This is a genomic window from Variovorax sp. W2I14 (assembly GCF_050435205.1).
Lineage (GTDB): Bacteria > Pseudomonadota > Gammaproteobacteria > Burkholderiales > Burkholderiaceae_C > Variovorax > Variovorax paradoxus_C.
Window position 1 is genome coordinate 6044102 of record NZ_JBNDJX010000001.1, and the last position, 23291, is coordinate 6067392.

Genomic DNA, 23291 nt, shown 5'->3' on the forward strand with positions numbered 1-23291 from the left:
GAGGGGGATCGGTCACGCATCGAGCACGATGTCCTCGAGCGGCACTGCCTGGCAGGTCAGGCAGATGGCTGGGTCTTCCGGCTCGGTGCCATGAAGGTGGCGCACCTTTCCGGCGAGCAGGCGCACCGCGCAGCTTTCGCATTGCCCCACGCGGCAGCCGCTTGGCAATTGCAGGCCGCGCGACTCGGCGAACGTCAGGAGCGTGCCCTCACTGGGCGTCCAGGTCGCGGCTGCTCCGCCGGTCCTGTCGAATCTGACGGCAAAGCGTTCGTCGCCATCCATCGAATTCACGACCGGCGACCGGAAGACTTCGCTGAAGATGTCGAACCGCGGAACGCCTCGGGCCACCAATCCGGCAGTCAAGGTTTCCATCATGGCGGGCGGGCCGCACATGAAGAAGCGCGCGCGTTGTGCAATCAGTGCGTCGTCCACCACGCTGGCATCGATGTAGGCGTTCGATTGATAGTCGAGGCCAGGGCGGTCTTCGGGTAGTGGCGCGTTGTAGTGGTCGATCACCCGCAGGTGGGGCAGCCGCGCGCGGTGCTGCGCGATGCGCGCCCTGAACGCGTGGGTCCTGCTGTTCAGGTTGGCGTAGTAGAGCCAGATGGCCGGTTCCTGCGCGCCATCGGGCAGAGATTCGAGCAAGCTCGCGAACGGCGTGATGCCGATGCCCCCGGCGAAGAAAACCAGCGGCTGCTGCAAGCGCCGGGGCAAGACGAAGCCCCCGGACGGGGCGCGCAGCGCGAGCGTATCGCCCACCTTCAAGGCGCGGTGCAGGTGGCTCGACACGAGGCCTTCAGGTGCCGCGCCGCCAGGGCTCGAGCGCTGGTGGCGCACGGCGACGCTGTAGCCGCGCCGGCCCGGCTCCTCTGCGTTGCCGGTGAGCGAATAGGCGCGTGTGACCTGGGTGCCGTCCGGCAGCGTCAACTGCATCTCGACATGCTGGCCGGGGTGATAGTCGGGAAGCTCGCCGCCGTCTGCCGCCCGCAGGTGAATGCCGAGCACGCCCTCTGCTTCGCCCCGTAGCGCGCTGATCTCGAAAAGACGGTGGCCGGTCCACTTGCGCTGACGCCTTTCCGTGGCCTGGTCGCGCTCGACGTCGCACAGGAACGAGCGGTGCGGCACGGACCCGCTCACCGGGTCGCATTGGTCGGCGGAGATCAAAGCATTGAAGTTGCTGCTCAAGGCGCCTTCGGTCGGCAGCTCGGGCCTGTCGAGTTCGCTGCAGCCCTGCCACCAACCGAACTCCGCCACGATGAGGTCGTCCGCCAATTGCGGCGTGATGCGAGCGACGAATCGCGCATGCCCCACGCGTGTGTTGATGCGAATCCAATCACCGTCCGCGATGCCCTTGGCGGCCGCAAGGGCGGTGCCCAGTTCGGCCACCGGCTCGGGCGCGCGTTTGCGCAGCGACGGCACGCTGCGGTGCTGGCTGTGGCAGTAGAAGCCGTTCTTCGCGGAACTCAACACGTACGGAAAGCGGCCCTGGTGCGTGGCGTTCGCTTCGCGCGGCGTGTCGGCGGGCTCCACGAAACTGGCCACGGGCGGTTGGCCATGGCGCAGGAGCGTCTCGGAATAGAGCTCGACGCGGCGCGTGGGCGTGTCGAATCCGCGCACACCCGACGCCGTGGCCTGCGCGAATTTCCGTTCGCTTGCGTCGATGGCGCAGGCGATGCCCTTGGGGCGCTCGCGAAGCGCAGCGACGGTCAGGCCCAGGGGTTCGAGCATGTGGTTCCACCCGCGCTCGAGGCTGCCTCCGAAGAAGTCGTTGCCCATGCCGAGCCGCACGGCCAGTTCGAACACGATGTCGTTGTCCGAGCGTGCTGTGCCTTGGGGAGGCACCATGCGCTGTCGCAGCTGCACCCAGCTCGCCGCACGGTCGTCAATCTCGAAGCCGACGCGAAGCCCTTCGCGCTCCCACGGCGTGTTGACCGGCAGCAGGATGTCCGCATAACGCGCCGCCGGTGTTTCGAACAGGTCGCAGTGGACATGAAACTCCAGCTGCGACAGTGCTTGCTGTGCGAGGCCGGTATCGGCTTGCGACACGGGCAGGTTCGTGCCGAAGGCCACCATGGCACGCACCTTGTACGGCTCGCCTTCGAGGACCGCGCGGTAGGTGTCGCGCGCCGTCACCCATCCCTGCGAAGGCGGCCCGATCGGGCGCTGCGCGAGGCCCAGCGCCTTGGCGCGTTGTGCGTCAGGCAAGAGGGAGAGGGCATTGACCTGGTTCACGCGCGGGCCCGTGCGCACCCGGTTTGCGCCGATGCGATCGAAGCTTCCGCACAGCGCGTACAGCGTGGCGACCGCGCGCTCGGATTGCGTGGCGTTGGTGTGCTGCCCGATCCCGGTCCACGCGTGGTAGGCCACGCGACGGCTGCTGCCGAAGAGTTCGGCAACGGCGCGCAACGAGGCCTCGCTGACGCCGGTGATGCGTTCGACTTCGCCTGGCGTGTAGCGGGCGCAACCCTGCACCAGGAGCTCGAAGGCCGGCGTGCATGAGAGTCGATCGGCTGCCGCATCGACCACCACGGCGCCGCGCAGGCGAAAGTGCCTGGCGTCCAGGGGGTCGACGGCTTGCTCGGTGTTGTAAGGCACCGCGCCGCCGCATGCGTCGCTCCACACCATGAAGCGATTGGCCTCCGCATCGGGGCGAAGGTCCCGCTCCATCAGGAACTGCCCGTTGTCGCCGCGAACCAGCAGCGGCGCATTCGTCCACTCGCGCACGAACCCCTCGTCGAATGTCGCATCGGCGATCAGCAGGTGGACGAGGCCGAGCGCCAGCGCCGCGTCGGTGCCGGGGCGGACCGGCAACCACGCGTCCGCCTGCCTGGCTAGCGCGGTGGGGCGCGGGTCGATGACCACCATCTTCGCGCCGCTCGCGCGACCGCGCGCGATGGCACCGGCCTGGGCGAGCCAGGTGTTGGCAGGGTTGTGGCCCCACAGCACGATGAGATCCGCCTGCGCATAGTCGGCCGCGGGCATGCCGCAGCCGAAAGTGAAGGCGTGTGCGAAGTCTTTGTGCCAGTTGCAGACTTCGGTCGCATAGCAGATGTTGGGGCTGCCGAAGAGGCGCACGAAGCGCTCGATCCAGTCGATGCTGTCCGAGAGCGGTGTGCCGCTGGGCGTAGTCACGGCGAACACCACCGACTCGGCACCGCTCTCGGCCTTGATCGCGGCCAGCCGCTGCGCGGTTTCCGCGAGCGCCTCGTCCCATCCGATGCGCACCCACCCCGGGTCTGCGTCGGTCTTGGGCCGCGTGCGGCGCATGGGATAGCGCAGGCGATGCGGACTGTGCACCAGCTCGGGCGCGGACTTTCCCTTCATGCACATCGCCTGGCCGGTGGGGTGCGAAGGGTCGGGCCGGACCGACACCAGCGCGTCGCCGCGCACCTCGTTGAGGGTGCCACAACGCGAGCGGCAGAGCGTGCAAAAACCGGCTTTGGTTTCCGTTGTGGTGGACGTCGCCGTCATGGGCGTGGATGTCGTTTGCATCTGGAGCCAGCGTGTCGCGTCAGGGCATCACCGGTGGGATGTACGCGAGGGTCCTGCCGAAGAACCAGAGCATGAAAAGAACCAGCGGCGCATGCACCAGCAACTGCAGGAAAGTGAACCCCACGATGTCGCGTGCTTTCAATGAAAGTACGCCCAGCAGCGGCAGCATCCAGAACGGGTTGATCAGGTTGGGCAGCGCCTCGGCCGCGTTGTAGACCTGCACGGCCCAGCCCAGGTGCACCTTCAGGTCGTTCGCGGCCTGCATCACGTAGGGGGCTTCGATGATCCACTTGCCGCCGCCCGAGGGAATGAAAAAACCCAGCACGGCGGAATACGCGCCCATCACCACCGCGAAGCTGTCGACGCTGGAGATGCTCACGAAGAGGTGCGCGACGCGGTCCGACAGCGTGATGCCGCCGTCGCCCTTGGCGCCGGTCAGCATCGCTGCGATTGCGCCGTAGAGCGGAAACTGGATGATGACGCCGGCCGTCGTGGGCACCGAGCGCGACACCGCGTCCAGGAAGCTGCGCGGGCGCCAATGCAGCAGCAGCCCGATCATCAGGAACAGCAGGTTGTAGGTGTTCAGCCCCGAGATCGCGACCAGCGGACTCTTGGCCATGAACTCCTGCGCGAGCCAGCCGAAGCCCAGGGCGCACAGCAGCAGCGTGAGCAGGGGGCTGCGCTCGAACCATTCACCGGGACGGCGGACCGCGACGCCTGTAGCCGCCGGCTTCGGTTCCGAGAGGTCCACGCCGAGCTCCTCTGCCGTGACCGCGTCCTGAGCGCTGGGCGCCGACCACAGCGCAATGGCGATCGACACGGCCATCAGCACCAGTGCCATGGCGGCCGACTGCCACAGCAAGATGGTCTGGCTGAACGGGATGACACCGGTGATGTCCAGGATGCTCTTGGGCAGGCTGCTGGCATTGGCCTGCAACTGCGCCGCCGAAGAACTGAGCCCGAGTGCCCAGGTCGCGCCCATGCCCAGGTAGGCTGCGGCGCCGGCGGCGCGGTAGTCCATGCGCAGCTCGCGACGGCCCGCCAGCGCGCGCACGAAGAGCGCGCTGAAGATCAGCGAAATGCCCCAGTTGAAGAGCGACAGGATCATGCTGATCGCCGCGACGTACGCGATGGCCTGGCGCCCCGACACCGGCAGAGCGGCAAGTCGCCGGATGAGCCGCGCTGCCGGGGGCGAGGTTGCGACGACGTAGCCACCGATCGCCACCAATGCCATCTGCATCGTGAAGACGATCAGGCTCCAGAAACCGTCGCCGAAGGACTTGGCCACTTCACGCGGGCTGGAGCCATTGAGCAGGGCCGCGCCGGCGACCACCACCACGGCAATCGCGGCGAAGACGAAGGCGTCGGGGAACCACCGTTCCGCCCACGCGGTGAAGCGCAGGCCCAGGCGGCTCAGAAGCCCCGCGTTGGCTGCGCCGTTGCCCGCGGCAGGCGCAAGGTGGCCGGACTCGAGGTCGGGCGTTGGCGTGGATGTGGATGGCATGTCTCGTCCTTGTGCGGTGGAACCGTCGGGTCCTCGTCACACGCCCGACATGGCGTGCTGGCAGATGTTAGGAATTTGCACGAAGAATTCATAATCTCTATTTTCAATAGAGCGATATAGAGCCAGCCTATGTCAGTGACCATCAAGCAGTTGCAGCATTTCGTGGCTGCCGCAGAGACCCGACAGGTGTCGCGCGCCGCCCAGCGCTGCTATGTGAGCCAGCCGTCGCTGACCACGTCGCTCAAGAACCTGGAGGCGACGTTGAAGGTGCAGCTGTTCACGCGGCATTCGGACGGGCTGCGGCTGACCGTGCAGGGCGAGGGGTTCCTTCGGCACGCCGAGCACATCCTGCGCACGCTCGCGTCGGCTGTGGACGAGACGCGCAACTCGAAATCCTCGGTGGAGGGGCGCGTGCGGATCGCCATCACGGACACCGTCTCCGAATACATGCTTCCACGGATCATCGGCGCGATGCGCACGCAACTGCCGTTGGTCGAGCTCGAACCGGTGGAGCGCAACCGCGTGGAGATCGAGCGCGGTCTGCGCAGCGAGGAGTTCGACCTCGCCGTGGTGCTGGTCTCGAACCTCTCGCGCGCACCGGACATCCGTCGGGAGAATCTGCTGAAGTCGCCGCGGCGCCTGTGGACATCGTTCGACCATCCGCTTGCGTCGCAAAAGCTTGTCTCACTGCGCGCGGTGGCCGAGCTTCCCTTCGTGCTGCTGGACATGGACGAGCACGTGGAAACCGTGGGTCGCTACTGGAGCGCCAGCAAGCTCCAGCCGAAGGTGGTCTTCCGAACCAAATCGATCGAAGCGGTGCGCAGCCTCGTGGCGCAGAACATCGGCGTGACCATCCTGTCGGACCTGGTGTTCCGGCCCTGGTCGCACGACGGCGGGAAAATCCGCAGGACTGTGCTGGCCAGCGCCGTGCCCTCGATGGACCTGGGAATCGCCTACCGTCGCGGTGCTGTCCTGTCGAAGGCTGCTGAAGCGTCGGCGAACGTCCTGCGGTTGCTCGCCAGGACGCTCACGCGTGAATCGCAGCCTCGTACCGATGACGATCCGGAATAGGTCGGCGCTCGCCGCTGCGTTGGTAACGCCCAGTGGTGGAAATGTCTCGGCAGGTTATTGACGATAGCTGTTGTCTAGCTGGTCCAGTTTGCGGATCAGAGAGGGCCACACGAACATGCCACCAAGCCCCCCGCTTTGCACCTTTCTCGCCTGGCCCACGCCATCGATGATCTTCGGATCGACGTGCGTGAGTTCGCTGCCGCCCGATTGCGCCGCAATCTGGATCTGGCAGGTGGTCTCGAAGTTGTACATCGACAGAAACGCATCGGCAATGGTCTTGCCGCAAGTGAGCAGGCCGTGGTTGCGCAGCATGAGGAAGTTGGCATGGCCCATGTCGGCCTGCAGGCGCGGCTTCTCGTCGTCGCGGAAGGCCACGCCTTCGTAGTCGTGATACGCGAGCGAGGTCAAGACGAAGGTCGATTGCTGGCTGATGGGCAGCACGCCGTTCTTCTGTGCGCTCACCGCGATGCCGGCCTTGGTGTGGGTATGCAGCACGCACAGGATGTCTTCGCGCGCGGCATGCACCGCGCTGTGGATCACGAAGCCGGCCGGGTTCACCGGGTAAGGCGACTCGATGATCTTGTTGCACTGCTGGTCGACCTTCACGAGGCTCGATGCGGTGATCTCGTCGAACATCAGCCCGTAGGGGTTGATGAGGAAGTGATGCTCGGGGCCGGGCACGCGCGCGCTGATGTGCGTGAACACAAGGTCGCTCCAGCCATAGAGCGCCACCAGGCGGTAGCAGGCGGCGAGGTCGACGCGCAGTTGCCACTCCTCGGCGGAGACGAGCTTCTGGATTTCGGATTGGGAGTTGGCGTTCATGGGCAGGGCTCGGAATTGTGGGTCTGGATTGGAAACTGAGCAGAAGGTGCAAGCCTCGCGTTCATCGAAGGGTTGCGTGTCCGTCGCCACGGACGTCGCCCGACAAACCACTTGCTATGCACCGCACTGCAGGAACAGCAGCGTGGTTGTCGAGCGGCAAGCTGGCAAGGTCATCAGCAGCACGCGGTAAAAGCAATCTAGCTGGATCCTGCTTTTTCGGCATCCTGCAGCGCGCGCCAGTTCACCTTGCCGGTTGCCGACTTGGGCAACTGCGCCACGAAGCTGATCACTCGCGGACTCTTGTAGACCGCCATCTGCCCGCGGCTCCATTGGATCAGTTCGCCTTCGGTCACTTGGTCGGCGAGGCCGGGCCTCAGCACGACAAGCGCCTTGACTGTTTCGCCGCGGCGGGCATCCCCCGAAGCAATCACGCATGCTTCCTGAACGGCCGGATGCTGATAGAGCTTGCCCTCCACCTCCGCCGGCCATACCTTGAAGCCGGATGCGTTGATCATGCGTTTGAGCCGGTCCGCGAAGACGAAGAAGCCTTGTGCGTCCCTGGTGGCCAGATCGCCCGTCCGAAGGAAGCGCCTGTTGCCGATACGAACGAACGCGGCATCGTCGGCCGCCGGGCTGTTCCAGTACCCGAGCATCAATTGCGGTGCGTGAATCAGAATCTCTCCCACGGCGCCAGGCGCCACCGCCTCGCAGGTGTCGGGGTCGACGATGCGTGCGTCCACATCGAACAGCGGTATGCCCAGGCACTGCAGCCTGTCGCCGCCCGGCGGGCAGAGGTGCGTGGCACCCATGGTCTCGGACAGGCCGTAGCCTTCTGCGTAGCCAATGCCGAGCCGATTCCTCATCGCCTGCGCCACGGCACTGGGCATCGAGGCGCCGCCGCCGCCGACATGGCGCAGGCTGGAGAAGTCGTAGGTGTCGAGCTTCGGGTTCGCCATGAAGTCGATGGCCATGGTGCTGATCAGCCCAAGGCTGGTCACGCGGTAGCGCGCGATGCTCTCGGCTGCCGCCTTGCGATCCCAGCGCGGTAGGACGACCACTGTGGACCCGACATACAGCGGGCCGTTGAGGCCGCTCTGCATGCCGGTGACATGGAACATGGGCAGCACCGAAAGCGTGACGCTCGCGGCCGTCGTGTTGAACCAGGCAGACGCCGTGACCGCATTCACCATGGTGGTGCGATGCGTGTGCATGCATCCCTTGGGCTGGCCGGTGGTGCCTGAGGTGTAAGGCAGCACGGCCAGATCGTCAGGGCCGGCGCGAAGAGGCCCCGGTTCGCAGCCCGTGGCGAGCGCGACTGCCCACGACACCGCTTGTGGATGGTTCAGGGCCGCCCGAGGCGCAGTCACGAATTCGGGAATCTCCAGGTCGGTGATCTGCTCGAGGTAGTCGCTGTAGGTCGCAACGACTACGCGGTCGATAGTGTCGCCAAGCATCGGGCGGATGCGCTCGAAAAGATCCTGCGCCGCAAAGGCAACTCTCGCGCCGCTGTCCCTGGCCAGGTGCGCGAGCTCTTCGGTCACGTTCATCGGATTGATCGGCACCACGACGGCATCGGCGCGCAGAATGGCATAGAACGCCAGCATGAACTGCGGACTGTTCTGCATGTAGAGAAGCACACGGTCGCCCTTGCGCACGCCGCACTCGCTTTGCAGATACCCAGCCATGCGCTCGGTCTCCTCCTTGAAGCGCTGAAACGACAGCAACGAGTCGTAGAAGATGACGAAGGGCCGCTCGCCGTAGCGCAGCGCGGAGATCTCCACGTTGCGGAACAGATGGGTTTGGGGAATTGGCAGGCTGCGCGGCGCGTGGGCAGGCCATGCGTCCAAAGAAGTGCTGGTCATTGCGTGCGGTACGGATAAAGGACGACGGAGATGTGCGCACTCAGGCGTGTAGCGAGGGGCAGGGGAGCGCGAGATGGTCGAGCATGCTGCGCGCATCGATGTGGCGTTCTCCTCCGCGCTCGGCCGCATGCACGAGGGCGCAGATCCTTTCGTTCGCGGGCGCCGTGCGCCCCTGGCTGCGAGCAAGCCGGACGACGGCCCCGTTGAGTTCTTCGACCTCGGTGAGGCGGCCTGCCTCCAGGTCCTCCCACATCGACGAGCGGGCGCGGGCATCGATGCTCGCCATGATGGCACCCTGTTGTGCGAATTCGTCATCGGGCAGGCGCAACAGCGCACTCAGACGATCGGGTGCTACGCCGCCGAGTTGCGCGGGGTGGATTCCTGCAACTTCAAGTGCATCAAGTGCTTCGTCGACCAGCGCGGCAAGCACGTCCCGGTAGCGCCGGTCCATCAGTTGCGTGCGCAGCGGTTTGCCCGACAACGCATTGACTGCGTTGTTCAGGTTGAGGATCAATTTTCCCCACTGGACCTCACGGAAATTCGCGCAAGGGCGGAGCGGAAGGTGCGCGGACCTGAAGACGGGCAGCCACGGCTGCCAGCGCGGATGGTCCTCCACCACGATGTCGCCCGTCGTCCCGCGGTGAAGGCGGCCATCGGGGAGTTGCACGACGTTGAACGGCACCATGGCGCCGAGTACCGCCTGGTGCGGAAGACGGCTGCGCAACTGGGACACGTTGCCCATGCCATTCTGAAAGCTCACAATCAGAGCGCCTCTGGGCACGAGATCGAGGATCTGCTTCGCAGCGGCCGCCGTCGCCGCGCTCTTGACCGCAACGATCACCAGGTCGGCAACGCACAGCGCTTCGGGTGTTTCGGAGAAACGCACCATGCCGCTGGGCACGCGAGCTTCCCAGCCCCGCGCGCCGGACATCACGAGGCCATGGCACTCGATGCGCCCGCGCATGGCGGCGCGGCCGACGAGGCTCACATCGGCCAGCGCGGCGATCAGGCTGCCGCCGACGAAGGCGCCGATGGAGCCGGCACCGAGAACGACGATGTTGTTTCTTTGCATGACGATGGGTCCTTGCGGCGGATTCTGCAAGGCGGTGTCGCCCCTGTCGTTTCGTTTCTTGCGTGTGCCAGCGGAATTCAGCGAAAACGTGCGGCCGACCCCCAATGGCAAGTTCTTGAAGATTCGTCGTACACGCGCAGGATTTGGAGAGACGAGCGCAACGCGGATCCGGACAATCGCCGGCGACCGCCCGCATAGTTAAGTCGCATCGCGAATGCCCTGGAGCGATCCGCGTTGCTTATCGAGCATCGGGCACCCCGCAGTGCCTGTACTGGTCAGCAGACCGAACCGGCATTCGCTCGGGTGGGCGCCCTCGCAAAAAACGCGATCCGGCCTCGACGATCGTCAGAAATGGAAACTCGGTGAACCCAACGCTCTTCAACCTCGAGCAACTTCGGCGGGACACGCCTGGCGTGGCGCACCGCATCCATCTGAACAATGCCGGTGCCGGACTGCTGGCGCAGCCCGTGCTCGAGAAGATGGTCGGCTACTTGCGGCGCGAGGCAGAGATCGGCGGCTACGAAGCCGCCTACGAAGCATCGGGCGAGCTCGCGGCGGTCTACGACAGCGTCGCGCGCCTGATCGGCGCCTCGCCCCCCGAAATTGCGCTGACCGTGAACGCGACGGTGGCGTGGCAGATGGCCTTCTACGCGCTGCGCTTCAAGCCCGGCGACCGCATCCTGACGGCCAGGGCCGAATATGCCGCCAACTATGTGGCGTTTCTGCAGGTCGCCCGGCGCACCGGTGCTGTGATCGAAGTGATTCCGGACGACGCTCAGGGCGTGCTGGATCCCGCCGCGCTCGAACGCATGATCGATGCGCGCGTGCGCCTGATCGCCATGACGTGGATGCCGACGAACAGCGGCCTGGTGAATCCGGCCGAGCAGGTGGGGAGGATCGCGCGCGCGCACGGCATTCCCTACCTGCTGGACGCGTGTCAGGCGGTCGGGCAGACGCCCGTCGATGTCGAGCGCTTGGGCTGCGACATGCTTTCGGCCACCGGCCGCAAGTTCCTGCGCGGGCCGCGCGGCACCGGCTTCCTGTACGTGCGCAAGTCGCTTATTCCCGACCTAGAACCGCCGATGATCGACCACTTCGGCGCGGTGTGGGTGGCGCCCGAGCGCTATGAGCTTCGTCCCGATGCGCGCCGCTTCGAGACGTGGGAGAACAACTACGCGGCACGGCTGGGCTTGGGCGCGGCCGTCGACTATGCGCTGGCGGTGGGGCTGGGCGAAGCCGAGCGGCGCTGCAGGCACTTGTCGTCGGCGCTGCGCGATCTCCTGCGCGACATACCAGGTGTCGAACTGCACGACCCCGGCCCGGCGCTTTCGGCCATCGTGTCGTTTTCGCTGCAGGGCCGCGACGCGGCTGCGATCAACCTGCAACTGCTCAAGGCGGGCATCAACATCAGCCATTCGAAGCCGTCTAGTGCGTTGCTCGATCACTTGGCCCGGCAACTGCCGACGGTGCTGCGTGCCTCGCCGCACTACTACAACACGTTGCAGGAACTCGAAGCATTGGCGGCCGCGCTGCGCGCCCTGCGTTGACGCCCGCCATCAACCTTGGCTCGCTCGCCACTGAAGCGGTGACCGGCCCATGTGCCGCTTGAACTGCGTCGAGAAGTGGCTGGACGAGCCGAAGCCGCAGGCCAGGGCAATGTCCAGGATGCTCCTGGCCCCTGGATCCGGGCGGCCGGTGCTCCACAGCATCCGGCAGGCGGCCTGGATTCGCCCGGCAAGGATGTACTGATGCGGCGATTTGCCTGTCGCGTCGCGGAACACCCGGCAGAAGTGGAATTGGCTCATGCCGGCAATCCCGGCGAGCTCCGAGACCGGCAGCGCCGTGGCCAGGTTGCTGTCGATGTGCTCCCGGACCGCCTGCAGTGGATCGGCCTTGTGGACGGTCGGCGACTGCGCGCGCTGCTGCCGCGCGACGCGTGCCACGAGCGACTTGGCGAGAAACTCGGTCTCGGCCGCCCCGTCGGGACTTCCTTCGCTGAGGTCGGCCAGCAGCGCCTGAGCGAGCGACAGGACCGCGCTGTTTGGAAGCAGCGCCTGATGCACCAATGCCAGATCGCTGTACCTGAGCCCTCGCTCGATGCAGCACGCCGCCAGCAGCTGCGTCGATACCACGAAGACCACGAGCCGCGCCGGCTTCGGCGCGCGCTCCGCGCTCAGAGCGTAGGTTGAACGGTGGCGCAGCGCCAGGCCCGGCGGCGTGATCAACAGCCCGTTCCTTCGGCAGAACAAAACGCCATCGCTTCCTGGTCCCGAAATCCGCGTCGCGAACGCCGGGCCGATGTTGAAGCTGATGCGCAGCCGGTCGGAGCGAGCGACGGCGTACTCCGGTCCGTCGATGTGAAGAATGGACAGGCCCACATGCGCGGAGGCGGATGGAACGCGGTGCGCCGCATCGAAGCGCGCGGAATTGGGCGTCATGGCAGCTCCTGCGCGCACGATTCTGAAAGCACACGCGCGGCAAAGCATGAACGCAGAAGACAGCGTTGCGGATGAATCCAACAATTCATTTTCCATTTCCAAGTTCGAAGGTGTCTATGAAACTCATGCAACTGATGCGCGCTGCCGGCGCGCTGATCGCGGTGCTCGGCGCCGCATCCCCGCTCCTGGCGCATGCGGACAAACTCGACGATGTGCTCAAGCGCGGCTATCTGATCGTGGGCACCACGAGCGCCACGCCCCCCTTCGGCTGGAAGGACGAAAAAGGCGAGCTGCGGGGCTTCGACGTGGACATGAGCCGGCTCATCGCCAAGGCGCTGTTCGGCGATCCGAACAAGATCAAGTTCGAGCTTGTCAGCAACGACACGCGTTGGCCCGCGCTGCAGAACGACCAGGTCGACCTGCTCGCGCACTCGGCCACCATCACTCCGTCCCGCCTCGTGCGCGTGGGCTTCACGCCGCGCTACTTCGACACCGGAATCACGGTGGTCATCAAGAGCGACTCGAAGATCAAGACGTTGGCCGACCTGAACAACCCGGCCGTGACCATCGCGACGCTCACGGTTCCCGAACAGATCGATCTGGTCAAGAGGATGGCGCCCAAGGCCACAGTGTCTAGCTTCGGCTCGGTCGACCAGCAGTCGCTCGCGTTGCGCTCGGGTCGCGTGCAGGCGCTGTTCGTCGATCTGCCCATCGGCATGTGGTACGCCGCGACCAACCCCGACCTGAAGGTGGTGCCAGAGGTGTACGGCGGCTATCAGAACTACGGCCTGGCTTACAAGCTCGGCGAGCTGCGCTGGAAGCAGTTTCTGGACGGCTTCGTTACGGACCTGACCACCGGCTATTCGTACATCGAATACTCGGCCATCTACAAGAAGTACTTCAGGATGGACCCGCCGCCGCAGCGCAGCTACAAGATTCCAGGTGCGGCCTGAATCATGAACGTGATCGAAGAATTCGACCGGTCGCTCGAACCGGTGGAGCGTGAGTTCCAGGCGCGTGTGGCCGCGTTCGCCGCCGCACGCAGCACGCAGATCGCGAGCGCCACGCATGCGCAGATCTGGATGGGCGAGCTCATCCGGGACGCTTGCAGGCAAGGGCTTGCCGGCATCGAAGTACCCACGTCCCTGGGCGGCTCGGGGTTGAGCTTCGGCTCGCGCATACGCACAGCCATGGAACTGGGCAGAGCGGATTTCTCGCTGGCCTTTGCATTCATCAATCACCACAGCGCGGCTCTGCGCATTGCGCTCGGCGCGTCCGACGCAGCGCGCGAGAAGTGGTTGCCCGGGATGCTCAACGGCGACCTGATCGGATGCACGGCCATGTCCGAAGGCGAGGCGGGCAGCGACTTCGGGGCCATACGCACGACCGCGCGCAGGGTGGAGGACGGTTGGGTGCTTGACGGCGAGAAGCGCTGGGTCGCGAATGTACGGGGCTGCGAGGTCGCTTTGGTATTCGCACAGACGGATCGCACGGCAGGTACGGCGGGCATCGCATGCTTCATCGTGGATCTGCGCAAGGCCGGTTGTACGCGCCTTCCCGAAGATCCGGTCCACGGCCTGGCGCCGGCCGGCATCGGCGGCTTCGCGCTGAGCGCGTACCGAGTGCCAGACAGCGATGTGCTCTACGCGCCCGGCTCGGCCTTCCGGATGGCGATGGCGAGCGTCAACAAGGCGCGCACGCACGTGGCGGCCATGGCCTGCGGTCTCCTGTCCACCGCCTTGCGTGATGCGGTGGCATACACGTCGTCGCGCATGGCGTTTGGACGGCCCGTGCTCGAACAGCAGGGACTGCGCTGGAGTCTCGTTGACGTCAGCCTGACGCTCGAGAACATGGAACTGCTCACCTTGCGGGCCACACGAATCGCGGATGACGAAGGTGTCGGCGCCGTTGTCGCAGCCGCCATGGCCAAGAAGTTTGCCGGCGAGCAATGCCTCCGCGGCGTTGCGGCGTGCATCCAGGCGATGGGCGCCACGGGCATGGGCGAGGCACGCGGCCTGGTGTCCAAGCTGGTCGCCGCCAAGGCGCTGTGCATGGCCGACGGCACGACGGAAATGATGAACGAACGCATCGGAGCGTCGCTCGGCGCCCGACAGGCCGAGCCTGTCAAGATGACGCAGTGCGCGACGGTCGCGCCCCCCGAACCATTTCGCGCGGTCCTGCTTCGCCGGGATGACGCGGGGACCACGCTGGCCGGGGTCGCGACCCTGGGCAATGGCGACCTGCCTGCTGGCAGCGTCGTGGTGCGGATCGCGTATTCCACACTCAACTACAAGGATGCACTGGCCATCACCGGTCAGTCGCCGGTCGTGCGCAAGTTCCCGATGGTGCCGGGGATCGACCTGGCGGGCACCGTCGAACAGAGCGCGGATGCGCGCTACCGACCTGGCGACCAGGTGCTGCTCAATGGATGGGGCGTGGGCGAGACCCATTGGGGCGGACTGGCGCAGCGGGCCTGCGTGCGCGCAGACTGGCTGGTGCCATTGCCGGCCCGAATGTCGCCACGTGCTGCGATGTGCATCGGGACCGCGGGCTACACCGCCATGCTGTCGGTGATGGCGCTGGAGGCGCGCGGGATCACGCCAGAGGCGGGCGTCGTTCTCGTCACCGGCGCCAACGGCGGCGTCGGGACCATCGCGATCGCGCTGCTGTCGAGGCTGGGCTATGCCGTGACGGCCTCGACCGGACGCCTGGAAGAGGCGCCGCGGCTCAAGGCGCTTGGCGCCACCTGCGTGATGGACAGGCGAGCGCTGAGCGAGCCCGGCAAGCCCTTGCAAAAGGAATCCTGGGCCGCTGCGATCGACTGTGTGGGGAGTCATACGTTGGCGAACGTTCTGGCGGGCATCCGATATGGCGGCGCGGTGGCCGCCTGTGGCCTGGCACAGGGCATGGATCTCCCGGCCAGCGTGGCCCCCTTCATCTTGCGCGGCGTGGCGCTGGAAGGCGTGGACAGCGTGCACGCGTCCTTCGAGCGCAGGACCGTGGCCTGGACGCGCCTGTCGCACGAGCTTTCCAACGATGTGGTCGAAGGGAACACGCGCGAGATCGGGCTGGCGCAGGCGCTGGAAGTCGCGCCCGAACTGCTGCGCGGGCAGGTGCGCGGGCGCGTGGTGGTGGACGTCAATCGCTGAACTAGGGGGGCGGGCAGGGGCGGGGCTTTGACCCGCGCACTGCTCAGAGAGCCATGATGGAAACTGTCTTGGTCACCAGGTAGGCCTCCAGCGCCTCCGGACCGCCTTCGCTGCCGTATCCTGAGTCCTTGACGCCGCCGAAGGGCATCTCGGGGAACGGTGTGGGCGGCTGGTTGATCCACACCATGCCCGCTTCGAGCGATTGCGAGATCCGTCGCGCATTGGCGATCGATTGGGTGAATGCATAGGCGCCCAGTCCGTAGGCCAGGCGGTTGGCTTCCGCGATGGCCTCGTCGATGTCGTCGAAACCCCGAATGGCCGCGATCGGACCGAAAGGCTCGTTGTTGAAGACATCCGCCTGCAGCGGAACGTCGGTCAGCACGGTCGGGGCAAAGAAATTTCCTTCCATGTCGAGCCGCCTTCCGCCGGTTGCAAGCGTGGCGCCGCATTGCACGGCATCTTCGACCACGCGCTCCATCGCTGCCAGCCGGCGGGCATTGGCCAACGGGCCCAGCGTGGTCGCCTCCGCGAGCCCGTCGCCGGGTTTGAGGTTCTTTGCATACGCGACCATTGCTTCCTCGAAGTTCTTCCGCAGGCTGTTGTGCACGAGGAAGCGCGTAGGCGACACGCAGGCCTGGCCGGCGTTGTGGAATTTAGTCGGTGCGAGAAAGCGTACGGCAAGGGCTGCATTGGCGTCGCTGGCCACGATGACCGGCGCATGGCCGCCAAGTTCCATGCTCGCGCGCTTCATGTGCTTGCCGGCAAGCGCTGCGAGCTGCTTGCCAATCGCCGTGGAGCCGGTGAAGGTGATCTTGCGAATCAGCGGATGCGCAATCAGGTGGTTGCTGATCTGCTCCGGCTCGCCGAAGACCAGGCCCACTGTGCCTGCGGGCACGCCGGCGTCGACGAACGCGCGCAGCAGCGCGGCGGGCGATGCCGGTGTCTCCTCTGGCGCCTTCACCAGCATCGAACAACCGCAGGCCAGCGCTGCGGACAGCTTGCGCACGATCTGGTTGACCGGGTAGTTCCAAGGCGTGAAGGCCGCTACCGGGCCGACGGGCTCTTTGGTCACGAGTTGCTGCATCGCTGGGTTCCGCGGCGGCACGATGCGCCCGTAGACGCGCAGTCCCTCGTCGGCGAACCATTCGATGATGTCGGCCGAGGCGTGCACCTCCATCATTGCTTCGCTCAGCGGCTTGCCTTGCTCGGTGGTCAGAACACGTGCGATCGAGGCGGACCGCTCGCGCAACAGGCCCGCGGCTTTGCGCATCACGGCAGCCCGTTGCACGGCGGGCACGGCGCGCCAGAGTTCGAACCCCTTGTGCGCGGCCAGAACGGCGCGCTCGAGGTCGTCAATTGACGCAGATGCGACGCTGCCGATCTTCCGGCCAGTGGCGGGGCTGAGTACCGGAATCGTGCTGCCTGTGGTGGATGGCTGCCATTCTCCGTCGATCAACAGCTGCGTATCGGGGTAGTTGGGGTGAAGGTCGGGGGATGTCATCTTGTGAGCTTTCTTCAATGACTGGCGCCGCGCGCGGAGATGGGCCAGATGGCTTCGACACGGCCGCCGCGCACGCAGATGTAGTGGTCGTGAAGGTTGACGGTCGGGTCGCAATGCGATGGAATCAGCTTGAGTCGCGTGCCCAGCGGAATGTCGGCGTCCGGCGAGAGCAGTGCGATCGTGCCGTGCTCGTCGGAGGCCGCCACCAGACGCGCCTTCGGCTGGCCTTCGATGGTGGGCAAGCCCTTCTCCAAGGTGTACGACTTGAGGCCCGCGTCGACGATCACGCGGCCCTTGCCGGCCGTGCTCATCACGGTCGCAAGCACGAACAGGCTGTGCTCGAATTCGGCATAGGGCGCGCCGTCGTTGCCTTCAATGGCCGCGTACTCGCCATCCATGAAGACGTACGAACCGCACTGCAGTTCGGTCCACAGCTTTGAAGCCCCCTCGAACATGAAGGTGCCGGTGCCGCCGCCGCCGATCACCTTGCACTCGAGACCGGCGAGCCCGATCGCGTCGATGCTCAACTGGACGGCTTGCGCTGCAACTTGAACGGCCTGCGCGCGTTCGTCGTAGGTTTTCAGGTGCTGGGCCTTACCCTCATAGGCCTGCAGCCCTTCGAAGCGCAGGCCCGGCGACACCGCAATGTGCCGCGCCAGTGCCGCCGCGGGTTCTCCCGGCGGCACGCCGCAGCGCCACATGCCAAGGTCGATTTCCACGAGGGCACCGAGCTCGACGCCGAACTCCTGCGCGGCGCGTGACGCGGCGTCGACCTGTTCGACGGCGTCGAAGCAAAGCGAAATCCTGGCTTGCTTGGCCAGTCCCGCGAGGCGACGCAATTTCTGCAGATCGAGCACCTGGTTGCTGACCAGGATGTCGCGCACGCCTCCGCGCACCAGCGCCTCGGCCTCGCCGACCTTCTGGCAGCACTGGCCGATGGCGCCCAGCTCGATCTGGCGGACGGCGATGGTGGCGCTGCGGTGCGTCTTGGCGTGCGGACGCAGGCGAATGCCTGCGTCGCGAGCGAAATCGGCCATCTTCTGCAAGTTGCGCTCGAACGCATCCAGGTCGAGGATGAGGGCGGGCGTGTCGATCGCGCCCAGGAGATCGCCGACGCGAGTCGCGACTGTGTTCATTGGAATGTCCGGAAATAGGAAGAGTCGCGGCATCGCCTATGCCGCAGGAGGTGTGGCGCGCATGGCGCGCCGGCGTTCAGTTCGAGGTCTGAATCTTGTAGCTGCGTTGCGGGGGTGGGGCGATCTTGAAGTACTTCTTGTAGATCGCCGTGTATTCGATGTACGAATAACCCGTGGTCAGGTCGGTGACAAAGCCGTCAAGAAACTGGCTCCACGGGAGTTCGCCCATCTTGTACGCAATGCCGTAGTTCTGGAAGCCGCCGAACACTTCGGGGATGACTTTCATCTCTGCGTTGGTCGCGCCGTACCACATCCCGATGGGCAGGTCGACGAGAAAGGCCTGCGCCCGGCCCGACCGCAGCGCCAGCGCCTGCTGGTCGACGGAGCCGAAGCTCACGATCTGTGCCTTGGGCGCCATGCGCTTGGCCAGGTCGATCTGCTCGGGCACCGTGAGCGTGGCCAGCGTGACGCTGGGATCGTTCAAGTCGGCCAGCGTCTTGATCTTCGAGTCCTTGCGGATGGCGGCGGTCATGCCGGTGTCGAAGTAGCGCGGAGTGAATGCCACGCGGACGAGGCGCGAAGGAGAGATGGTGGCGAACTGCGCCACCATGTCGACCTGATCGTTCTGCAGTGCGGGCCAGCGCGCTTCATTGGTGAGCAGTTCGAACTTGATCTTGTTCGGGTCGCCGAACAGCGCCTTCGCGACCAGACGGCTCATGTCGATGTCGAAGCCCTGCAGTTCGCCCTTGTCGTCCTTGAAGCCGAAAGGCGGCGTCGAGCTCGTGGTCCCCACGATGAGATAGCCGCGCTTGAGGATGTCCTGCAGCTTGTCTGCATGGGCGGCCGGGGCGGCGCACGCAGCCAGCACGGTTGCTGCAATGGCGAGCCATTGGCGAATTGCATTGAACTTCATGATGAACCTTTGGTGATCGATGGAAGAAACGACGGGACAGGAACGGGTAATCTTTGTGGGTCTTCAGGCAGCCGCCTTGCCGCCGCGGTTCTGGGCGTGGAAGCGCGTGAGGAACTTTTGCAGGCGCTCGGTGCGTGGGTTCGTCAACATGGACTCCGGCGCGCCTTCCTCGACGATCAGGCCTTCCTCCATGAAGATGACCTGGTCGGCCACGTCTTCCGCGAAGTGGATCTCGTGAGTGACGCAAACCATGGTCAGGCCTCGTCGCTTCAGGTCACGCACGACCTCCAGTACTTCGCCGACCAGCTCAGGGTCCAGTGCGGAGGTGATCTCGTCCAGCAGCAGTACCGTCGGCTCCATGGCCAGTGCGCGGGCGATCGCCACTCGCTGCTGCTGGCCGCCCGACAGGAACGCCGGGTAGGCGTTCTGCTTTGCCGAGAGACCGACCTGGTCGAGTAGCGCTAGCGCGATCTTCTTCGCTGTGGCCTCGTCCTTGCCCAAAATGCGCTTCGGGCCGCACATCACGTTCTGCAGGACCGTCATATGCGGAAACAGATTGAATTGCTGGAACACCATGCCGATGCGCTGGCGTGCCTGCGCTTCCTCGCGCGCATTCCATCGGCGCCATTCGCCGCCCGTAGAAGGGGTGCGCCCCAGCGCCGCGCCGTCGATCTCGATGTGGCCGTTGTCCCAGCGTTCGAGCATGTTCAGGCAGCGCAGCATGGTGCTCTTGCCCGAGCCACTCTTGCCCAGAAGGACGGCGGTCCTGCCCTTGGCGACGTCGAAGGAAATGTCTTTGAGCACCGCGTTGGCGCCAAAGGACTTGGAGAGGTTTCGAACGGAGATCATGAGGGGATTGGTAGTCAGGACCGTTGGGATCTGTTCATGCGCTTGGACAGGTACGCGGCGGACCGCACGGTTCCGTAGCAGAGAACGAAGTACATGCCCAGGGCGGCAATGAAGAAGGTGAAGGGCGCGAGGGTGCGCATGACTGCCTCGTTCGTGGCAAGCGTGAGTTCCCACACGCCGATGATCGACACCACGGAGGTGGCCTTGATCACGATCGCCGCAAGGTTCATGAGCGCAGGCAGGGCGATGCGCACGGCCTGCGGCATCACGACGACAAGCTGGATCTTCCAGTGCCGCATGCCCAGGGCCTTGCCGGCCTCGATCTGGACCTTCGGAATGGTTCGAAGCGCCCCACGCAGTATCTCCGCGACGTAGGTCGCGAAGAAAAGCGCCAACGCAACGCAGCCGGCGTAGAACGTGTCGATGAAGATGCCCAGCCGCGGCAGCAGGTAGTAGATAAGGAAGACAAACACCAGCAGCGGGATGCCCCGGATGCCTTCGATCACGCAGCGCAGGATGAAGGCCACTGCGCGTCCGCCGAGCATGCTTGCCTCGGCGATGAGAAAGCCGAGCACCAGCGCGAGAAGCGTCGTGATGAGTGCCAGCACGAGCGTCTGGCCGAGTGCCTGCAGCAGCAGCGGTGCCGCGTTCACAAGAAGTGTCACTTCCATGGCGGGTTACCTTGCGATGCCGCTGCGGCGTTCGAAGAAACTGCCGGCTCGGCTCAGCAGCCAGGACAGCAGCGAATAGCAGATGGCGATAGCGACGAAGGGCTCGAAACTTGCTGCCGTGCGTTGCGAGATCACCTTGGCGGCCATCGTGAGGTCGACCAGAGAAATGGCCGCGCCCAGCGAGGTGTCGTGGATGAGCAGCACAAGCACCGACATCAAGGCCGGGACCGAAGCCGACCAAGCCTGTGGCAACTGCACGATGCGAAAGATGGCGAACGGCCGCATCCCGATCGCGCGGCCTGCCTCGATCTGCGAGAGCGGCACCGATAGGAAGCCGCCTCGCAGCACCTCGGAGACGAACACGCTGTGCTGCATGACCAGGACCACGACCACGCAGGTGAATGTCGGTATCTGCAGTCCCACCATCGGCAAGCCGAAGTAGATGAGATACATCGTGATGAGCAGCGGCGTGTTGCGCATGAGCTCGACATAGGCTGTCAGCACCCATGCGGCCGGCCCGCGTGCCTTCAGGCGTGCTGCGCACAGCAGCAGCCCGCCGACGAGACTGAGGCCGCCGGCCAGGCACGCGAGCATCACCGTGAGCTGGAAGCCGTTGAGCAGTTCCTCGCGACTGCGGGCGATGACGCTCCAGTCAAACACGGTGTCTCCCTTCTACGCAGTTCGTTCGCGACAACGGCGGTACGCCGTTCAAGGAGTTCAAGGGCCATCGGTTCAATGTGGACTCGCTCTCTATGACAACTGAATTACTGTACCGTCTGGACTGTACGGTAAACTAATTCCGAAGTAAACACACGCGGTGGATTTTTTGAAAGCATGGCAATGGACGAGAAGAACAAGCCCAAGCGCGGAAGGCCAAGTGCGCGCGACAAGATCCTCGACGCGGCGCTGACCTTGGTGCAGGAGATTGGTGCACCGGCGTTGACGCTGGACGCCGTCGCGGAGCGCGCTGGCGTTAGCAAGGGCGGCCTCCTGTATCACTTCCCCTTCAAGGAGGAACTGTTGACGGCCGCGAACGAAGCCATTGCCTGCCGGCTGGCGAACGCGCGCAGCGCTGAAGCCGAGAGGCTGCCGCCGTCGCCGAATCGCGCGTTGAAGGCCTATGTGCTCGCCTCGGTCTACAACAGCGGCGACAACGACAAGATCACGACAAAGATGCTGGCTGCAGGATCGATGCTCAAGGAGTCGGCCGATCCAATCCGGCGCTATTGGAAAGAGCGCTTCCCTGAAATCTCGGCAGGCTCCGGCTTTGATCGCGGCGCCTTAGTCCACGCTGCAACGGAAGGGCTCTGGTTCATGGAGATGCTGAAATTGTCGCCGTTCTCGCCGGACCAGCGTGCTCGGTTGATCGAACTCATTCTGGCGATCGCGGACGACAGTGCGCCGCCCCCCGCAAACGCACCCGGTGCAAATGCAGCGCCTGGCAGAAAGGACCCGAAGAGGTCGATCGCCCCCCGCAAAAAGGTTGTGCGCTGACCGTGCCGCCCAGAGTTCGCGCTCGGCAGTGACCGAACGTTGTGCGCGAAGCCTGAAGTGCGATTTAGGCAATGAGAAATGTGCGATTAATTAGAACAAGACTCGCGGAATATTGATCCAAAGCAATCTGAGTCCGGCGCTAACCTCGCAACGATCCGAGCAACCCAGGATCGTTCATGTTCTCTCATTCGATACACGCCTTCGGCGGTCTGACCCCCTGTGCTCGTCTTGCCAGCCGTGCCGCGGCCGCGCTCGCCGCGCTCACGCTGCTGCTGTCGGTCCCAGTGGTGCAAGCGCAACCCAGGCCGTTGAAGCCGGTGACCATCGCGCTGGGCACACAGGTCATCAACGTCACCTATCCCTGGCTGACGCTGCCCATTGCGCTGGGCTACTGGAAGGAGGATGGCTACGACGTGAAGATCGTCACCACCGGTGGCTCGCTCCAGGGCATCCAGCAGATGGTGGGCGGCGGCGTCGACTTCGCGCAAGTCAATTCCACCGGGCTCATTCAGGCGAACACCGAGAACCAGGTCGCAGTCCGCGGTCTGATGGCGACGGGTGTGATCGACTGGGGCGTCGGTGTGCTGCAGGACAGCCCGGTGAACACTGTGGCCGACCTCAGGGGCAAGAAGATCGGCATCTTCAGCCTTGGCACGGGCGGGATGCCGCTGCTCAAGGGCTACTTGCGCGCCAACGGCGTGAACCCCGATACAGAGGTTCAGATCATCGCGACCGGCGCCGGCGCACCGGCGTTGGAAGCGCTGCGTGCAGGCCGCGTGCAGGCCCTGATGTTCTGGGGCTCCGCGCTCACCGGCTTCCAGAATGCGGGCGCCAAGATGCGCATCCTGTTCGATCCGACGTGGCGATCGCTGCCGGACTTCACCTTCGCCACCATGCAGAAGACGATCGACGCCGATCCGGCGATGGTGGAGGCGATCGCGCGCGGCGCAGCCAAGGCGACCTTGTTCGCCCAGACCAATCCCGAGTGCGCGCGCCGGATCCACTGGAAAAACTATCCTGGCAGCAAGCCGACGGGTGCCGATGAGGCCACGCTCGCTAGATGGGACCTCGCGCTCTTGCAGACCCAGCTCGAGACGATGTCCGGCACGGAAGCCATGACCTCTACCAAGCTGATCGGTGCGATGAGCCCTGCTGCCTATGGCCGCATGCAGGACCTGATGCTCAAAGACGGATTGATCAAGCGCACGCTGCCGCCCGAGTCGATGCTCCACCTGAAGCCGGGCTTCGTGGAGGCAATCAACCGCTTCGACCGCAGCGCCGTCGTAGACGCCGCCAAGGCCTGCAAGGGGTTGTGAC

18 protein-coding genes and 1 pseudogene are annotated in these 23291 nt (G+C 65.2%); 7 read left to right on the top strand and 12 right to left on the bottom strand.

Features of this window, described 5'->3' with window-relative positions:
* Positions 1–12: 12 nt before the first annotated feature.
* The gene (locus QF040_RS28285) at positions 13–3471 is read right to left on the bottom strand and encodes a molybdopterin-dependent oxidoreductase (RefSeq protein WP_307512485.1); all 3459 of its coding nucleotides are present in this window, start codon (positions 3469–3471) and stop codon (positions 13–15) included.
* A 40-nt stretch (positions 3472–3511) separates the two neighbouring features.
* Complete coding sequence (locus tag QF040_RS28290; RefSeq protein WP_373423544.1) at positions 3512–4996, bottom strand: short-chain fatty acid transporter; 1485 nt, start codon at positions 4994–4996, stop codon at positions 3512–3514.
* A 135-nt stretch (positions 4997–5131) separates the two neighbouring features.
* On the opposite strand from QF040_RS28290, the gene QF040_RS28295 reads away from it, so the two are divergent.
* Positions 5132–6067 (top strand): LysR family transcriptional regulator, encoded by a 936-nt coding sequence (locus QF040_RS28295; protein ID WP_429613733.1) that lies wholly within the window; start codon positions 5132–5134, stop codon positions 6065–6067.
* 54 nt (positions 6068–6121) lie between these two features.
* On the opposite strand, the gene QF040_RS28300 is transcribed toward QF040_RS28295, so the two are convergent.
* The 3 genes from QF040_RS28300 to QF040_RS28310 form a co-directional block, all read right to left on the bottom strand.
* Positions 6122–6889 carry a class II aldolase/adducin family protein gene (locus QF040_RS28300; RefSeq protein ID WP_307512489.1) on the bottom strand — a complete coding sequence of 256 codons (768 nt, stop codon included), beginning with the start codon at positions 6887–6889 and terminating at the stop codon, positions 6122–6124.
* 197 nt (positions 6890–7086) lie between these two features.
* Positions 7087–8751 (bottom strand): long-chain-fatty-acid--CoA ligase, encoded by a 1665-nt coding sequence (locus QF040_RS28305; protein WP_429613734.1) that lies wholly within the window; start codon positions 8749–8751, stop codon positions 7087–7089.
* 40 nt (positions 8752–8791) lie between these two features.
* Positions 8792–9823, bottom strand: a complete 1032-nt coding sequence (locus QF040_RS28310; RefSeq protein WP_307512491.1) for a 2-dehydropantoate 2-reductase — start codon at positions 9821–9823, stop codon at positions 8792–8794.
* Between the two features lie 362 nt (positions 9824–10185).
* On the opposite strand from QF040_RS28310, the gene QF040_RS28315 reads away from it, so the two are divergent.
* Positions 10186–11370, top strand: coding sequence for an aminotransferase class V-fold PLP-dependent enzyme (locus QF040_RS28315; protein ID WP_307512493.1), 1185 nt, complete (start codon positions 10186–10188; stop codon positions 11368–11370).
* 9 nt (positions 11371–11379) lie between these two features.
* Here the strand turns inward: QF040_RS28315 and QF040_RS28320 are convergent, their stop codons facing one another.
* Positions 11380–12261, bottom strand: coding sequence for an AraC family transcriptional regulator (locus QF040_RS28320; RefSeq protein WP_307512495.1), 882 nt, complete (start codon positions 12259–12261; stop codon positions 11380–11382).
* Between the two features lie 116 nt (positions 12262–12377).
* Here QF040_RS28320 and QF040_RS28325 point away from each other — a divergent pair, with 116 nt between their 5' ends.
* The 3 genes and pseudogenes from QF040_RS28325 to QF040_RS28335 all read left to right on the top strand — a co-directional run bounded on the left by QF040_RS28325 (position 12378) and on the right by QF040_RS28335 (position 15410).
* Entirely contained in the window at positions 12378–13214 is an 837-nt protein-coding gene (locus tag QF040_RS28325; protein ID WP_307512497.1) for a transporter substrate-binding domain-containing protein, read from the top strand.
* Positions 13215–13217: 3 nt separating this feature from the next.
* Positions 13218–14351 (top strand): annotated as a pseudogene (locus QF040_RS28330) (acyl-CoA dehydrogenase family protein); the annotation flags it as partial.
* A gap of 39 nt (positions 14352–14390) precedes the next feature.
* Positions 14391–15410, top strand: coding sequence for an MDR family oxidoreductase (locus tag QF040_RS28335; RefSeq protein ID WP_307512862.1), 1020 nt, complete (start codon positions 14391–14393; stop codon positions 15408–15410).
* Positions 15411–15453: 43 nt separating this feature from the next.
* On the opposite strand, the gene QF040_RS28340 is transcribed toward QF040_RS28335, so the two are convergent.
* The 6 genes from QF040_RS28340 to QF040_RS28365 form a co-directional block, all read right to left on the bottom strand.
* Positions 15454–16911 carry an NAD-dependent succinate-semialdehyde dehydrogenase gene (locus tag QF040_RS28340; protein ID WP_307512864.1) on the bottom strand — a complete coding sequence of 486 codons (1458 nt, stop codon included), beginning with the start codon at positions 16909–16911 and terminating at the stop codon, positions 15454–15456.
* A gap of 14 nt (positions 16912–16925) precedes the next feature.
* The gene (locus QF040_RS28345) at positions 16926–18047 is read right to left on the bottom strand and encodes a DSD1 family PLP-dependent enzyme (protein WP_429613735.1); all 1122 of its coding nucleotides are present in this window, start codon (positions 18045–18047) and stop codon (positions 16926–16928) included.
* Between the two features lie 76 nt (positions 18048–18123).
* Positions 18124–18960 carry a transporter substrate-binding domain-containing protein gene (locus QF040_RS28350; protein ID WP_307512501.1) on the bottom strand — a complete coding sequence of 279 codons (837 nt, stop codon included), beginning with the start codon at positions 18958–18960 and terminating at the stop codon, positions 18124–18126.
* A 63-nt stretch (positions 18961–19023) separates the two neighbouring features.
* A complete protein-coding gene (locus tag QF040_RS28355; RefSeq protein WP_307512503.1) occupies positions 19024–19809 on the bottom strand; it encodes an amino acid ABC transporter ATP-binding protein in 786 nt (261 codons plus the stop codon).
* 14 nt (positions 19810–19823) lie between these two features.
* Positions 19824–20480, bottom strand: coding sequence for an amino acid ABC transporter permease (locus QF040_RS28360; RefSeq protein WP_307512505.1), 657 nt, complete (start codon positions 20478–20480; stop codon positions 19824–19826).
* A gap of 6 nt (positions 20481–20486) precedes the next feature.
* The gene (locus tag QF040_RS28365) at positions 20487–21140 is read right to left on the bottom strand and encodes an amino acid ABC transporter permease (RefSeq protein WP_307512507.1); all 654 of its coding nucleotides are present in this window, start codon (positions 21138–21140) and stop codon (positions 20487–20489) included.
* A 180-nt stretch (positions 21141–21320) separates the two neighbouring features.
* On the opposite strand from QF040_RS28365, the gene QF040_RS28370 reads away from it, so the two are divergent.
* Together QF040_RS28370 and QF040_RS28375 are read left to right on the top strand one after the other, a co-directional pair.
* Positions 21321–21974, top strand: coding sequence for a TetR/AcrR family transcriptional regulator (locus tag QF040_RS28370; protein WP_307512509.1), 654 nt, complete (start codon positions 21321–21323; stop codon positions 21972–21974).
* A 176-nt stretch (positions 21975–22150) separates the two neighbouring features.
* Entirely contained in the window at positions 22151–23290 is a 1140-nt protein-coding gene (locus QF040_RS28375) for an ABC transporter substrate-binding protein (RefSeq protein WP_307512511.1), read from the top strand.
* Position 23291: the final 1 nt, after the last annotated feature.